The organism is Scytonema sp. NUACC21 (assembly GCF_054684315.1).
The window spans coordinates 79,076-92,700 of sequence record NZ_BAAFZH010000078.1 but is presented as its reverse complement, the minus strand read 5'-3'; the positions used below and the strand labels follow the sequence as shown (position 1 = coordinate 92,700).

Genomic DNA, 13,625 nt, shown 5'->3' with positions numbered 1-13,625 from the left:
TTTCATCCTTTATCCTTCATACTGAGCGCCTTGTTGTACTAGAGCCTTTGTTGCAGAAATAGATGCATTGGCGATCGCTTGCGTCGGACATATAGACAATCCACCAAGGCACAAGGAGAGCGATCGCCATTTCAATCCACTACAACTGGTACTCCTGTTCGAGAAAAGCGAGCATTCTTTGCTGTTTGGGCGTGAGATGCGATGGATCCGGCACTCTTGCCAATGCTTCTAAGTGGGTGGAAATAAATTTTGCGTGCTGTGTAAAGTTTGATTAAAAGAAGAAAGAGAGCGATCGCTCTCTACAAATTAGTATATATGTACTAAACCTGGAGGGCATAAGCCAAGTAAACCAAAATGAACCTAAACAGCCACAAGAAGCAACTGTGATTGATGTAGAGGAACCTGAAGATTTTGATGGAGAGATTGAACTATGACCGGACAAGCAAGTTAAAAACTGGCGATCCACAGAGACCACCAGTTTCTAGTCCAAAATATAGATGCCCTTCTACACGAGGGGCATTTTTTCATTTCACAGGTGTGGGTTCGCACATTTAGTCTGCGACAAGGAGAGCCGGAAACCTTATTGTTCCGTTAAAAATTTTTCAATTAGTCCGCAAACCGACACTTTGGATGGTTTCTATTTTTTATCACCTATATTTAGGACTGTGGCAACTTAATCTCAAGCTCGCTATCAGGAATCGTGGTAATATCGATGGCAATTTTATCCAGATTGCTCTTTCCCCAAGCAATTGTTTGGTTATATTGTTCTTGTTGTTGGTTAAAATCCAAAAGCTCAAAATCTACTACTGTCGGCTTACAATAATAAATTTTGTTTGCCAAATGACTGACTAAAGACGCATGGCGAATCACCTCAAGCTGTGGAGCGTATTCTACAACAAGCGGTGACCCTGGTAGTTTTTCTGATACCTCTGATGGCAATACACCTCCATGAGCAATTACAAGTTGTACGTTTAAATCGGCACAGGCTGCAGCAATAATTTGAAAGATATCAAGCCGTCGATTTTGAATAGTACCTAAAGAAGCGTAAATTAAGGGTCTACCATCCAACCTGTCAAAAGGAAATTCTGCCTTGACAACACTGCGTCCTCGCAACGGCCCAGTATAATGGAAAGATTTTGGTAACTGGGAACGTGGAAAGTCAAATTCGGGGATTTGTTGTGAGATTTGGGCAAGTTGAGACACCATTTCATCAAAATTCTTTTTCAAAGGTAATCCCCAATGCTTTTGTTGCCTGTGTAGCACCTGGTAAATTGGGTAACAAAGCAAGTCAAGAGTAGCATAACCCAATCGATTGCGTTGCCGACCCCACCAGGAAGGTTTATAGTTCCAAGAAGTTAACAGTGGAGGAATATCTGGCTCTCGGTTTATGGCTAATGCACAGCATACACTAACAAATGGTAAACTTTTATACTCACCAACAATTGCACCAGCCATTTCTGATTGATCGACAATTAGAGCGTTAATACCTTCTCGTTCAATAGCAACTGGTACATCCCTAAATATAATTTCAGCTTCTTTTTTATAAGTGTTGATAGTATACAAAAGATTGGGCAAGCTACTACTGTTGCTTAAATTTGTCATCAAGGTTTCCCAACTACCTAAAGGGTACTCAGCTTCTCCTATAGGGTAAAAATCAAACCCCCCGGCTTCTACTCGCGATCGCCAATCAGGTATTAATAGAAAAACAACCCTATGATTCCGTTGCTGTAATTCATGTCCTAAAGCTGCCATTGGATTGAAGTGACCAATAGCAGGTGGGGATACGATACCAAACGTTATTCCCATAAAATGATTACAAGATGAATAGTATAATTTTATAACTTAAAATGAACTATGAGCACGAGCACTTGTTGTAAATAATCGATTGGTGGAAACAAATTTGATACATTGGCTAGCATACACAGATTTATGACGTTTCATCAAGAAAAACTACGTTATACCGCTTTTAGATTCCATGACAGATTTCCACTGGCGTTAAGACTAACTTGAGTGGAAATCTTTTAAAAACTTTACAAATGTACGGGCTGTATGCCACAAAATCAATCAAGACTCTTGATATTTCTGTAGCAAAAACCTCACAACCTCAGAAGGTTTCTCCAGCCCCTCCACATCCATAATAGACTCTATAATTTTCATCTCCTCATCACTGGGACTAAAAACAATTCGTCCTACTTGAGAATCTTCCTTCTTCTCGCGCTTCTTCTTCAAATCCCGAATTGTTGAAAAAGGAATCCCAGTATAAAACTCTAAAGCTCTCAGGGACAGTTCTTTAAATTGCTTATTCGGTGGTAACTCCGCATTAATAATTTGTAACAGCCAATCATCACCGTGTTCCTTTCTCAACCCCTCCAACATCTCAATGGTCTTTTGATTGTCTTCCCTGGTTCGTCTCAAAGAAGGCTTCTTGTTGGAACCACAGCTTAGCGCCATCGCTTTTTTCAAATCCCCAAGTTGAATGCGTGCGAGCAAATTCTTACCCGCCATCATAGCTGCTTCTATACGATGGTGACCGTCCCAGGGCAGCAGATTTTTACCATCCCAAATCAGCCCCACCGGCGAAGCTTCCCATTCCCAAAGGTCGTTTTTCATTTGCTCGGTATAATAGCTGACTGTGGATTTGTCCGTTTCTACCCGGCTTTGGGTTCCAAAATCAAGGCTGATTAAGTTGGGGTCGAGCCAATACTGCCCCGGTCCTTGCCAAACAAACTCCCCTTGTGTGGATCGCACAGCCTCGACTTCAGAATCCGAAGTCAAATTCTTGTCTTCGTTTGTAGGGACAGGATAAGATTCCTGGGGCATTGGCAAGGACGATATAGTCCGGTTCGATTGTATCGATTCTGGCAAAGAAGTGGGGGAATAAGTCGCGATCGTCAAGCGCTCCAATTCGTTCTCCTGTAAGAACAAAGGGTCTGCTTGGAAGCGTGGCACTGACGACTCTGGCTCTAAGCCCTCCAAACTCTTCTCCACTGCTCCTGTCTCTGGCAACTGGAAGGTTAGAGTATCTGAGGTTGAGGATATTTCTGTAGCAGTCATCAATTTCACAGGCTCCGATGATGTCAAACTCTCCAAACAGGGTTGCCGCACACATGAAGCCGAGTCCACACCCACTACAAAAGTCGTAGAGGGTAAGCCCTGTCCCTGCTGTTGTTGGAGATTTAGGTTTGGTGCTTCTTTCTGCCATATAATTTCCTTGCTTGTATTGAAAGAGTGCCTTACCGTGCCTTGTCTCTCAAGCTGTTCGAGTGCCGAGTTAATTTCAGCAAGTGAAAAAGCAAAGCTTAAGTCCTCATAGATTTCATTAGCAGATGCCCAAATGTTCCCATCCGGTAGTTGCTCGTAAACTTGTTTGCAAAGTTCTTGTTCTGAAGCCAATGAAAATAAAATCTCGCGAACCTCACCCTGAATATCACTCCATAATTTAGAGGCAAAAGAGCCGCTCTTTTTCCAATACCCCTCATCCGAAACAGCCATGCCCTTCCTTTCAAAATCCCGTAAGGCTTTTAGGAGGCGATCGCGCTCCAGTTCAGTCTCACCACCTTCTTCAAGTTCTTCTATGATGGTAGATATAGAGTTCCAAAGAGGGCTGAGCCTTCGCCAAACTTTTTCTAAAAGGCTTTTGTTGGATTCTTGAGTACAATCTAACGACTCATTGTCTTGCTGTAAAACTCCTTCCACTTTCTGCCAGGAATAAGAATTATCAGCGGTATTTAGTTGCTTGCGTGCTTTTTGCTGTTGCTCAAGGTCAATTAAGGCAGCGTCAATCTCGCTTTTTGTGAAGCCATTAAAAAACTCATAAATAGAATGAATTGTTTGATAAACACCGCCAAGAGGCAGTTCATCAAGTAAAAACTCTTTCAGTAGCAACTGGTTTATTGTTGAGGTGGTTGAAGGTCGATTGACAATCTCAAGGTTCCAAGGGTTCTCCCAAAATTCTTGAAAGCCAGTTTTACCACCAAGGGTCAGGATTTTACCAAAGTTTTTCCCCTCACCTTGTCCGTTCCCCACTACACGTTCGACTCGCCTGTTTCCTTTTTTAACGTAAACCCTATCTCCAGGCTTAAACTGAGATAAGCTTGCAACCATATCATCTTCCCCTTTTTGAGTTGTGCTTGTATTTCTCCGTGCGGATCGCACAGCAAAAAGTCCATTGGCTTTAGCCTTTCCACCATCGCCCCAAGAAGTTTGGTATAAATTCTCCTTGAGTCTTTGAACGTTTTCTCCTTTTTTGCCAGTACCAAGCGATCGCTTAGACTCAACAATATCATTCTTGTCTGGTATTTCTGTTGAAGATTGGTTCAAAATCTCAAACCTGGTTTCTTTTAAGGTCTGGTATGCATTATTACTTATAGTAAAGTAGTAATTATTACTCTAAGGACTGGTAACTTTACCTTCTGCACCCATCCAGTGGTTGAGGTTGGTTTGAGAAGTTTCCAGTACGTTTTGACAAATAGGTAGGCGATCGCGGTTGTCGTTGTAGTTGGGGATGACAAGGCGAGCTAAGTTAAGTTGGACTTTGCCCGTATCTTGACAGCAAAAGCAGTTCCAATTGGGGAACCATATTTCCTTTTCTTGGTCTTCTTCTGGGCGTATTGACCAAGATTCCAATACACAATCAATTGTGTAGAGCAAACTCTACATCATATGTAGTGGTTGCCACACGGCGATCGCGTTTGGAATGTTGCATTATAGTAATTGAGTCTGGCATGGTTAAGAACATATTGGTGAAAGCAGCCCCATGATTCAGATTCATATTTATACCGAGAATAACTATATTAAGCCGACCGCTTTGGCACAATGTCAAAGCGGTTTATTGTTCAAAGTTCACATGTTTGCCATACTTTCACCGGCAGTTGCAAAAGCCGCATTTTTGCTCTGTCCTCACCTCGATTTTGTAATCAAAGCGATTTGGATTTACTTGTTGTGCCCTGCTCTATTGCCTTATCCTTTCATTGGATTTTTGTTATAGGTTCATCATAGGCTTAAGCAAAAGGGTTTTAAATACATAAACCTCGCAGATTATTGCCCGATCCTCTCAAGCAGTCAGATGGGACTCAAAAGAATCCTCTATAAAGGTCGCAGCAAAACGAACGGAGCGATCGAGAAACTGCTATGGCAATTGAGCTTTTGAAACGCGAGACGGCGAAGAATGCTTGTCAAGAACTGGTGGAACTAGTGACTCGCCATATTGAGACGCAAGTTCGCGAGTTGGTAGTAGTTGCTCGCCTGCAGGCAAACGCCCATCCAAAATGGCCGCCCGAAGCTGTCGATAAATTTGCCCGGTTAAATCGTGACGTTCAGCCAGTGTTAGATGAAACTGCATACCGTTTCCCACTGAAATTGGACTACTCAATGTTCTGGTTTCTACTTCTATATAGTATTGAGAACTCAGTTGCAGTTCAATGAAGTCAGCGAGCGCGACTATTAGTTGGCTATGAAATGAAGACCAAAAAACCGACTGTTCCAGATAAGAGTCCATTCCCGGAAATGGTGAGGACATGATTAAACTTCTATCCCACAAAGGTTTTTCATAGTATATCTTGTGTCCTTTATAATCACCCGTGACCAGTGACCAAATCATTTTAATCATGATACAGATACATCCTGTAGAGACGCTTCAAACAGCGCGTCTCTACTTTTGATTTGTATTATCCTTTTCGTAAGATGGTATTAGGTAGGGCTAGCGTCCACCAACATTAAATTATGAAAAAAATGCGATCGCTTCGCTGCAGCATAGCGGCAGATCGCCTTTCACAAATACCTCTTAATAAGGTAATTTAAGAAACATTGCATGGCTCTGGAATCTCATCCTCTTGTGAATAGTAACTGCATATCTCTAGCTTTACCAGAACTAGTCACAAATGGAACTTCCATCCCACTCATTTACCATCATTAGAGGCAACCCGTGATCGATTCGAGACAAATTGGGCTTAAACACTCCCTTATATGCAGCTTCATCCTACTCTTTGCCACTCCCGTTCATGGTCAAATCATCCCAGATAACACCTTAGGAGCAGAAAATTCTCGCCTCACACCCAACGTGCAGATTCAAGGTGCAGCCGCAGACCGGATTGAAGGCGGTGCTCAAAGAGGAGGCAACCTGTTTCACAGTTTTAGTCAGTTTAGTGTCAATGAAGGGCAAAGAGCCTATTTTGTCAATCCTATTGGGGTGGAAAATATTTTCACACGGGTCACGGGTGGACAAGTCTCAAATATTCTAGGAACTTTGGGAGTTGAAGGTGGCGCAAATCTGTTCTTGCTCAACCCCAATGGTATTCTGTTTGGTCCGAATGCTCGCTTGGATGTGAGTGGTTCATTTGTAGGTACGACAGCAAACGCTTTTCGCTTTGGAGAACAGGGCATTTTCAGTGCCACCAATCCCTCTGCACCACCATTACTTACCGTTAATCCTTCAGCGTTTTTATTTAATCAACTCAACCCTCAAGCCATTACCAATCAGTCTCAAGCAAGTGCAGGTGTCAATCCTGCGGGTACGAATGTGACAGGTTTAAGAGTTGAAGATGGGCAAAGTATACTACTGGTGGGTGGAAATATCAACTTTGATGGTGGTGCCCTCAGAGCTTATGGTGGGAATATTGAGTTGGCAGCCTTAGCAGCACCAGGGGATGTAGGGCTGAATGTTGCAGGTAATAATCTCAGTTTAACGCTGCCCAATGGTGTAGAACTCGCAGATATCTCCTTGACCAATGGGGCGGAAGTGAACGTCCGAGGAGCTGATGCTGGTAGTATCAGAATTCATGCTCGCAATCTCAATTTAGCAGGAGAAAGTAAAATTCGAGCCGGCATAGATACGGGCTTGGGTACGCCAAATAGCAAAGCACTCGATATTGACATTAATGCCACGGGGACAATAACTTTAACCAATGCCAGCTTTATTGCCAATGTTCCCCAAGCAACATCTCTTGGGAATGGTGGCAACATTAATATCACGGCGGGTTCGCTGACATTACTTGATGGCAGTTATCTCAATACCAATAACTTTGGGCAGGGGGATGGTGGTAACGTTAATCTGAACATTCGCGATCGCCTGACTATAGCAGGAGTAGACCGAGACGGACTTGGCAGTGCAATTCTCAGCGACGTACAATCGCAAGCTGACGGTAAGGGCGGTAGTATTAACATTACTGCAGGGTCATTTTCCCTGTCGGATGGTGCTTTTCTCAGTGCTAGCACTTCTGGAAAAGGAGATGCAGGTAGTATCTCAATACAAGCTAGGGATGCTGTCTCACTTTCATATAGCAATATCTTCAGCAATGTGGAAGCAGGAGGAGTCGGCAATGGTGGCAATATTAATATCGGTGCAGGTGTACTAACCTTAAAAGACGGTTCTCAACTGCAAACCTTATTACGTGATGCAGATAGCGAAAATAAACTTCCTGGAGGTCGTGGCAATGCGGGCAATGTGAATGTTGATGTTCTTGGGGAAGTGAATATCTCTGGGCAAAAGAATGATTTGAATAGTAGCATTCGCAGTGTTGTAGGGACTGGGGCGGAAGGAAATGGAGGCAATATTAATATTAAATCAGGTTCGTTGTCTTTAACTGATGATGCGCTTCTCACTGCCAGCACTTTTGGCAAAGGAGATGCAGGTAGTATCTCAATACAAGCTAGGGATGCTGTCTCACTTTCATATAGTAATATTTACAGCAATGTGGAAGCAGGGGGAATTGGCAATGGTGGTAGTATTAATATTCTTGCAAGTTCACTTTCGGTAAAAGATGGTTCTCAACTGCAAACCTTATTACGTGGTGCAGATAGCAAAAATAATCTTCCTGGGGGTCGTGGCAATGCGGGCAATGTGAATGTTGATGTTCTTGGGGAAGTAAATATCTCTGGGGAGAAGAATGGTTTTAATAGTAGCATTCGCAGTGTTGTAGGGACTGGGGCAGAAGGGAATGGAGGCAATATTAATCTCAAATCAGGTTCGTTGTCTTTAACTGATGGTGCTCTTCTCACTGCCAGCACTTTTGGCAAAGGAGATGCAGGTAATATCTTTATTAACACTCGCGATCGCGTTAGTTTTGATGGAAGAGGAAGCAGCCAAAATCCTACTGGTGCTTACACTACATTTGAATCATTTGAAGTGGGTAAGGCAGGTAATATTGAGCTACGAACAGGCTCCTTATTTTTAAGTAACGGTGCTCAACTTGGGGCAAGCACCTTTGGAAAAGGCGATGGTGGTAATATCACTGTTGACGCCCTTGAAACTGTCAAAATTGAAGGGACTGGTAACAACGGGCGTTCTAGCGGTGTGTTTAGCACAGTAGAATTAAACAGTGTAGGTGATGCTGGTAATATTGAGCTAAGAACAGGTTCCTTATTTTTAGGTAACAGAGGGTTCATTAATGGCAGTACCTTTGGACAAGGAAATGCCGGGAATATATTTGTGAATGTCAATGGAGAACTTAAGCTCAACGAAGGTTATATTGTCACAAGTGTCGGTCCTGGGGGTACGGGCAATGCAGGGAATATCGACATCCAAGCATTTGCGCTATCGCTAGTCAATGGCTCGGAAATTGATTCAGCGCTTTTACGTTCAATACAGAATCAACCTGCAGCAAGAGGAAGAAGCGGAAATATTCGCATAAATACAACTGATTCAGTGACTATCTCAGGCATAAGCTCTAGAGGATTTTCCAGCGCTATATTCACTGCCAGTGATAAAGGAACATCTGGTGCGGCAGGGGATATTACCATCAATACAGGTACATTTCGCGTCAGTGATGGGGCAATTGTGTCTGCAGCCACTTCTAACTCAGACAATGGCGGCGACATTATTATTAATGCCAAGACTTTTGAAGCCCTAAGTGGTGGACAAGTGGCGACAAACAGCCGTGGCAGTGGTACCGCCGGAACCATTACTCTCAATGTCCAAGATAGTCTGCTTTTGTCTGGTAGTGACCCAAACTTTAGCTCTCGCGTTACCAGTGTCCAACAAAGATTGCAACAACCAGGAGAAAGCGACCAGTTAGATGATGTCATTTTCAATCAAGGTGCGGCGAGTGGGTTGTTTGCCAATACTGCCATAGGTGCAACAGGCAACGGCGGCAGCATTTTTGTCGATCCACCTGTGGTCACCATTCGAGATGGAGCGAAGATATCAGTCAACAGCGACGGCACGGGGAATGCAGGCAACATCACATTGCTTGCAGGAACTCTCTCTCTGGACAATGGAGCATCCATTTCTGCTCAAACTGCAAGCAGCCAAGGTGGTAATATTAATTTGCAGTTAGGAAGACTCTTGTTGCTGCGCCGCAACAGTCAAATTTCTACAAGTGCGGGTACTGCTTCTGCAGGTGGTGATGGTGGTAATCTCACGATAAATTCACCCTTCATTGTCTCTGTCCCTGGAGAAAATAACGATATTAGTGCTAATGCATACAGTGGCAAAGGCGGCAGTATTCGGATTAATACACAAGGGATTTTTGGTATTACAACAAGTCGGCAGTCAACTTCTAACAGCGACATCACCGCCAGTTCTCAACTGGGTGTCCAGGGACAAATTGCCATCGACCAACCAGAAGTACAACGCAACCAAGAAGCGATAGAATTACCAGAACAAGTCTTAGATGCTAGCAACCAGATTGACCAAACTTGTGCCAAAGGTAATGTGGCTCGTTCCATAGGTGAATTTTATGTGACAGGACGCGGGAGTTTACCGCCCAATCCCCTCGAACCATTAGCAGGGACAGTAGATTTGACTGCCTTGGCGACTTTGGATGGGGAAGTATCTGCTGAGGTAGGGACAGGGGAGACGGGGGGGACAAGGGAGACTAGGGAGACTAGGGACACAGGAAGTGATGAAATTGTGGAAGCCCAAGGTTGGGTGAAAACTGCTGATGGTCAGATTGCTCTTGTTGCCGTAGCACCGGAAGTGACGCCATCTGCTGTTACTACTTCTGCAATGTGTTCCATATCTCAATCAAAACAACTAGGGACTTCCAGGTAAAAAAATACCCAACTTTCTCTTGTGGTGCGGGCTTCTAGCCCGCCACTTGTATAGAACGGGCGAGGAATCGGTTATGTGTTTCAGCATTTTAACTTATTAGATTTTATGACTGTTCGTCAGAATGTCATGCTGTCTAGAACTACAGAATAATTTCACACATCAAGAAGCTATCAGCAAAAGTACAGAAATTCTAAAGGCTGTGGGTATGGGACAGCATATAAACGCTTATATCAGGGATTTGTCTGGCGGGCAAAAACAACGGGTAGCGATCGTGCTACGGGGTCTTAACCATCCCCAGTAGGTAATGGGGTATTTTTTAAAGCGCTTCCCATTCATCTTTACTGACTTGAGCTTGCTTTAATATTTTTGACAGCAAAATTTTGCTAATATCTCCTTCATGGGGATTAGGAATAATTAATCTCAGTTCATCCTTAATCATAAATTGAGGCAACTTACCTGAATATGGTCCCTCAAAACCAAGTTGTTTCAAGTAATAAATTAAATCGCGTCGATTAATCGCTCCAAAGGTTGGCATTATGCCACATCCTTATTAAAAGCAAGAGAAATTCCATCTAGCACGGGCATTGTATGCCCTAACTGCAATCCTAATACAATCCACTCTTCCAAAGAATCTTTCAATTCTTCTTGACAGGCTTCAAGTGTAGGAGCATTGGCGTATAATCCTTGCAGTTCAGGCACTTCTCCATAAAAAGTGCCATCGTCTAACGTTTCATAATTAGCACGCTTCAAGGCTGCTTCAATATACTCTGTCAGCATTTTTTATCCGAGATGATTTTTGCTTTACTACCTCATTGTAAGAAAAGTTTTGTGTTTAGTTAGAAAAAATTTCCCCCTCTCGCTTGAGTTTACTTACAGTTACTCAGCAGTGCTGATAACTCTGCAAGCATTGATTTTAACCTCTCCTGTTTGTCAGGATTCTCCCAAACCTTGAACTTTTTGACTTTATTTACCGAGTCATCATGACCGACTAGGATCGCATCTTGGTTATCGAACTCATCTAACCCCAAGGGTTGCCAAAAAGCCTGCAAAACTGCTTCTGGTATGGGTGTATAAAAAAATATCCCAAAATTTTTTGTAGTCTCTTGTGGTGCGGGCGTCCCCGCCCGCCACTAATATTGGACGGGTGAGGACGCCCGTCCCACATTCCGGGATAATTTATTTCTTGGACATCCCTAAAGTAATTCGGTAACCTTAATGAATTAATTAATAATTAATTCGTAATTTATGAATTTTTAATTACGAATTACGAATTACGAATTTTCTTTTGTGGAGTTTCTGTTTTAAAATTTTTGGTAGCCACAAAAGATAATTATATACTTGTTGTACTTGGCTATACAGCGAAAAAAGCTGTACTTCACTCAATAAAGTATATGGTTGGATTGCTTTCAGAATTGCTGCAAATTTATCTATTGCTACAGGTTGAATTATACCACTCACAGGATAGGATTGTAAGTGTGGAGGTAAATGCCAGTTAATTGTAGTGTCTGGCTGATGTATCACAGGCTCAACATTTCCTCGCCATGCAACTCCCATAATTTGCATAGTTTGATAAACCATTGTTTGCCAACCTTTAGCTTTCAAATAATCCAATCCTTGACATACATCGGGGGAACTCAAATCATGAAATAAAATTAGAGCGTCTGGTTCTGCGAATTGTTCGCAAATCATTGCATCATTAAGTGGTGCTGGAGCTTCATGATGACCTTTTCGATCCAGTCGTAGAGCGGGTTTCAGCCTTCATCTTAGTAGTTCATTTGTTCGCGCCCCAAGGGCTGGCAGTGCCCACCCTACAAAATAATAAACTTCCAATAACTACTAACCACTATCTAACTTTGCGACAATCGCCGCACAGCTGCACCTGCTAACATCTCATGTGCTTCTTGAAGGAAACGAGGAATTTTAGGAGCATGAGGGCTTCGGCTGAGGCACTGCCGCAGGTCTAGCGTATGTATTTTGTCTGCTTTACTACCAGGAAACCAGTGACCGCCATTATCAAGCAGGTTGTAACGCATTTTGGCATATTCCAGCATATCGTAAGCTATAGCCAAATTCCTCAACCATAAAATCACGGGAATATTTACCTGACCTGGCGTCTTGTCATAGGTTGGTAAATTAACGTGCCAGGTTTTGACCCAATCCTCACCTAAAATGGAGATTGCTTCTTCCTCTAACCTTGCCAAAATAGGTGGTAATATTTCCGAAGCATTGTCTAGTAAATCTAATGTTTTTAAATGTTCGTCAAAATCTTGTGGTTTTGCTGCACCTACACTCAGGGTATGGACTTGGGAATGGCTCAAACAAAACAAATTATTAAAGACTATTGGGCTTAAAGGGTCACACAACCTGACTAATTTTTGTGATGGTTCATACAACAGCCCTCCTTTATTAGATGGGCTAATGATAAATACACCCATATCTAGGCGGTTTGCTGCTTCAATGGCAGACCAATTTATTTGATTAATATAATACCAATGAAGGTTAACATAATCAAATTGATTGGTACTAATTGCTTGAATAATAATATCTGTTGGCCCATGTGTGGAAAAACCGATGAATCTAACTTTTCCATGTGCCTGAAGTTTGTGTACGAAATCCAAGCAACCACCAGGACGAATACTGTCATTTAATAATTCAGCATTGTTAATACCGTGTATTGCCAGTAAATCAACATAGTCTAGGCGAAGGTTTTGGAGCGATTTTTCAAAGTCACGTTGAAATTCTTTGACGTCAGCTTGAGGGCTAATTTTGGTTTGAACAATCAACTCATCTCTCTTCAAAGTTGGTAAAATTCTTCCCAACTGCATTTCAGAACTACCGTAACCACGAGCAGTTTCAAGATGGTTGATTCCCAATTCTACTGCCCGTCGAATAGTTGCTTCTAAATTTTCCTGTTTATCGCGAGGTATTTGCCACTGTGGGACATCCTGCCATTTATATTGATACCTCATGCCACCGCAGGAAAAAACAGGCATTTTTAACTCTGTGCGTCCAAACCGTCTGTACAGCATCAGTAGATTTTGGATATTGGATGTTGGATGTTTAGTAGTTGAAGGGTGTGTTAGGACGTGGTATTTGTCCACAACACACTTCTCTATGAACTATTGTGAAGTAAATTGATGAATGTGTGGCGTATAGCCTTCCAACAAATGGTGTATAGTTCGGAAGAACCATCAGTCAAACCTAATTGAGTATTTATACTATCTTGACTTGTGTGCAAAAAAGCAGTATCTAGGACAAGCTTATGAAGCTATAGTGGTTCAATTTAGCAATGTACCCGGAAAACTTGTCTGGGATTGCGTAAAATGAAACGTTCTCTGTGAAGTCTTGGTTAGTTTTACAAAAATTCTGCGGAGGTATCAATGCCACAACACATCAGCACTCAGTCAACAACAAACTCTGTCAATCCATATTACAAGGGTGCTGCTGATGCTTATACTCTCAATCTCATAGGCTTTTTCATCATTTCCTTACCAGTTGTTCTGTTACTGGGAATGACAACTTATAAAAGGTACCGTACCGTTGTCCTGCGTCGGCGGATAGCATTTCTCGAAAAAATGTGGTTGATTGATACTAAAAATAATACATATAGACAAGAGTAAATATTAAGTAAATCAGT

At 42.5% G+C, this 13,625-nt stretch carries 16 protein-coding genes; 3 read left to right on the top strand and 13 right to left on the bottom strand.

Features of this window, described 5'->3' with window-relative positions; all coding sequences use genetic code 11:
- Positions 1-9: 9 nt before the first annotated feature.
- From ACYRY3_RS16995 to ACYRY3_RS16960, 8 genes are all read right to left on the bottom strand, one after another.
- Positions 10-135, bottom strand: coding sequence for a hypothetical protein (locus tag ACYRY3_RS16995; RefSeq protein WP_460202801.1), 126 nt, complete (start codon positions 133-135; stop codon positions 10-12).
- Between the two features lie 522 nt (positions 136-657).
- A complete protein-coding gene (locus tag ACYRY3_RS16990; RefSeq protein ID WP_460202800.1) occupies positions 658-1,806 on the bottom strand; it encodes a glycosyltransferase in 1,149 nt (382 codons plus the stop codon).
- Positions 1,807-2,064: 258 nt separating this feature from the next.
- Positions 2,065-2,820 (bottom strand): hypothetical protein, encoded by a 756-nt coding sequence (locus tag ACYRY3_RS16985; RefSeq protein WP_460202799.1) that lies wholly within the window; start codon positions 2,818-2,820, stop codon positions 2,065-2,067.
- Positions 2,759-3,109 (bottom strand): hypothetical protein, encoded by a 351-nt coding sequence (locus ACYRY3_RS16980; RefSeq protein ID WP_460202824.1) that lies wholly within the window; start codon positions 3,107-3,109, stop codon positions 2,759-2,761. Before ACYRY3_RS16980 ends, ACYRY3_RS16985 begins: the two co-directional genes overlap by 62 nt.
- 916 nt (positions 3,110-4,025) lie before the next feature.
- Entirely contained in the window at positions 4,026-4,286 is a 261-nt protein-coding gene (locus tag ACYRY3_RS16975; RefSeq protein ID WP_460202798.1) for a hypothetical protein, read from the bottom strand.
- A 103-nt stretch (positions 4,287-4,389) separates the two neighbouring features.
- Positions 4,390-4,626, bottom strand: a complete 237-nt coding sequence (locus ACYRY3_RS16970) for a hypothetical protein (protein WP_460202797.1) — start codon at positions 4,624-4,626, stop codon at positions 4,390-4,392.
- A 7-nt stretch (positions 4,627-4,633) separates the two neighbouring features.
- Entirely contained in the window at positions 4,634-4,771 is a 138-nt protein-coding gene (locus ACYRY3_RS16965; protein WP_460202796.1) for a hypothetical protein, read from the bottom strand.
- Between the two features lie 357 nt (positions 4,772-5,128).
- Entirely contained in the window at positions 5,129-5,608 is a 480-nt protein-coding gene (locus ACYRY3_RS16960; RefSeq protein ID WP_460202795.1) for a DUF4058 family protein, read from the bottom strand.
- 315 nt (positions 5,609-5,923) lie between these two features.
- On the opposite strand from ACYRY3_RS16960, the gene ACYRY3_RS16955 reads away from it, so the two are divergent.
- Positions 5,924-9,988, top strand: a complete 4,065-nt coding sequence (locus ACYRY3_RS16955; protein WP_460202794.1) for a two-partner secretion domain-containing protein — start codon at positions 5,924-5,926, stop codon at positions 9,986-9,988.
- 121 nt (positions 9,989-10,109) lie between these two features.
- Positions 10,110-10,289, top strand: a complete 180-nt coding sequence (locus tag ACYRY3_RS16950) for a hypothetical protein (RefSeq protein ID WP_460202793.1) — start codon at positions 10,110-10,112, stop codon at positions 10,287-10,289.
- Positions 10,290-10,304: 15 nt separating this feature from the next.
- On the opposite strand, the gene ACYRY3_RS16945 is transcribed toward ACYRY3_RS16950, so the two are convergent.
- From ACYRY3_RS16945 to ACYRY3_RS16925, 5 genes are all read right to left on the bottom strand, one after another.
- A complete protein-coding gene (locus ACYRY3_RS16945; protein ID WP_460202792.1) occupies positions 10,305-10,523 on the bottom strand; it encodes a type II toxin-antitoxin system HicA family toxin in 219 nt (72 codons plus the stop codon).
- Positions 10,523-10,765 (bottom strand): type II toxin-antitoxin system HicB family antitoxin, encoded by a 243-nt coding sequence (locus ACYRY3_RS16940; RefSeq protein WP_460202791.1) that lies wholly within the window; start codon positions 10,763-10,765, stop codon positions 10,523-10,525. The genes ACYRY3_RS16945 and ACYRY3_RS16940 overlap by 1 nt, the downstream gene beginning before the upstream one ends.
- An 89-nt stretch (positions 10,766-10,854) precedes the next feature.
- Positions 10,855-11,037, bottom strand: coding sequence for a hypothetical protein (locus ACYRY3_RS16935; RefSeq protein ID WP_460202790.1), 183 nt, complete (start codon positions 11,035-11,037; stop codon positions 10,855-10,857).
- Positions 11,038-11,245: 208 nt separating this feature from the next.
- A complete protein-coding gene (locus tag ACYRY3_RS16930; protein WP_460202789.1) occupies positions 11,246-11,677 on the bottom strand; it encodes a hypothetical protein in 432 nt (143 codons plus the stop codon).
- Positions 11,678-11,835: 158 nt separating this feature from the next.
- Complete coding sequence (locus ACYRY3_RS16925) at positions 11,836-13,017, bottom strand: aldo/keto reductase (RefSeq protein ID WP_460202788.1); 1,182 nt, start codon at positions 13,015-13,017, stop codon at positions 11,836-11,838.
- Between the two features lie 351 nt (positions 13,018-13,368).
- Here ACYRY3_RS16925 and ACYRY3_RS16920 point away from each other — a divergent pair, with 351 nt between their 5' ends.
- Positions 13,369-13,608, top strand: a complete 240-nt coding sequence (locus ACYRY3_RS16920; protein ID WP_460202787.1) for a hypothetical protein — start codon at positions 13,369-13,371, stop codon at positions 13,606-13,608.
- The last annotated feature ends 17 nt before the right edge of the window (positions 13,609-13,625 follow it).

What these genes read in the sequence shown, in the direction of transcription:
- ACYRY3_RS16990 (WP_460202800.1), bottom strand. Translation starts at nt 1,806, where the DNA reads ATGGGAATAACGTTTGGTATCGTATCCCCACCTGCTATTGGTCACTTC.
- ACYRY3_RS16985 (WP_460202799.1), bottom strand. Translation starts at nt 2,820, where the DNA reads ATGCCCCAGGAATCTTATCCTGTCCCTACAAACGAAGACAAGAATTTG.
- ACYRY3_RS16980 (WP_460202824.1), bottom strand. Translation starts at nt 3,109, where the DNA reads ATGTGTGCGGCAACCCTGTTTGGAGAGTTTGACATCATCGGAGCCTGT.
- ACYRY3_RS16975 (WP_460202798.1), bottom strand. Translation starts at nt 4,286, where the DNA reads ATGATATTGTTGAGTCTAAGCGATCGCTTGGTACTGGCAAAAAAGGAG.
- ACYRY3_RS16965 (WP_460202796.1), bottom strand. Translation starts at nt 4,771, where the DNA reads ATGAATCTGAATCATGGGGCTGCTTTCACCAATATGTTCTTAACCATG.
- ACYRY3_RS16960 (WP_460202795.1), bottom strand. Translation starts at nt 5,608, where the DNA reads ATGATTAAAATGATTTGGTCACTGGTCACGGGTGATTATAAAGGACAC.
- ACYRY3_RS16950 (WP_460202793.1), top strand. Translation starts at nt 10,110, where the DNA reads ATGTCATGCTGTCTAGAACTACAGAATAATTTCACACATCAAGAAGCT.
- ACYRY3_RS16945 (WP_460202792.1), bottom strand. Translation starts at nt 10,523, where the DNA reads ATGCCAACCTTTGGAGCGATTAATCGACGCGATTTAATTTATTACTTG.
- ACYRY3_RS16940 (WP_460202791.1), bottom strand. Translation starts at nt 10,765, where the DNA reads ATGCTGACAGAGTATATTGAAGCAGCCTTGAAGCGTGCTAATTATGAA.
- ACYRY3_RS16930 (WP_460202789.1), bottom strand. Translation starts at nt 11,677, where the DNA reads ATGATTTGCGAACAATTCGCAGAACCAGACGCTCTAATTTTATTTCAT.
- ACYRY3_RS16925 (WP_460202788.1), bottom strand. Translation starts at nt 13,017, where the DNA reads ATGCTGTACAGACGGTTTGGACGCACAGAGTTAAAAATGCCTGTTTTT.
- ACYRY3_RS16920 (WP_460202787.1), top strand. Translation starts at nt 13,369, where the DNA reads ATGCCACAACACATCAGCACTCAGTCAACAACAAACTCTGTCAATCCA.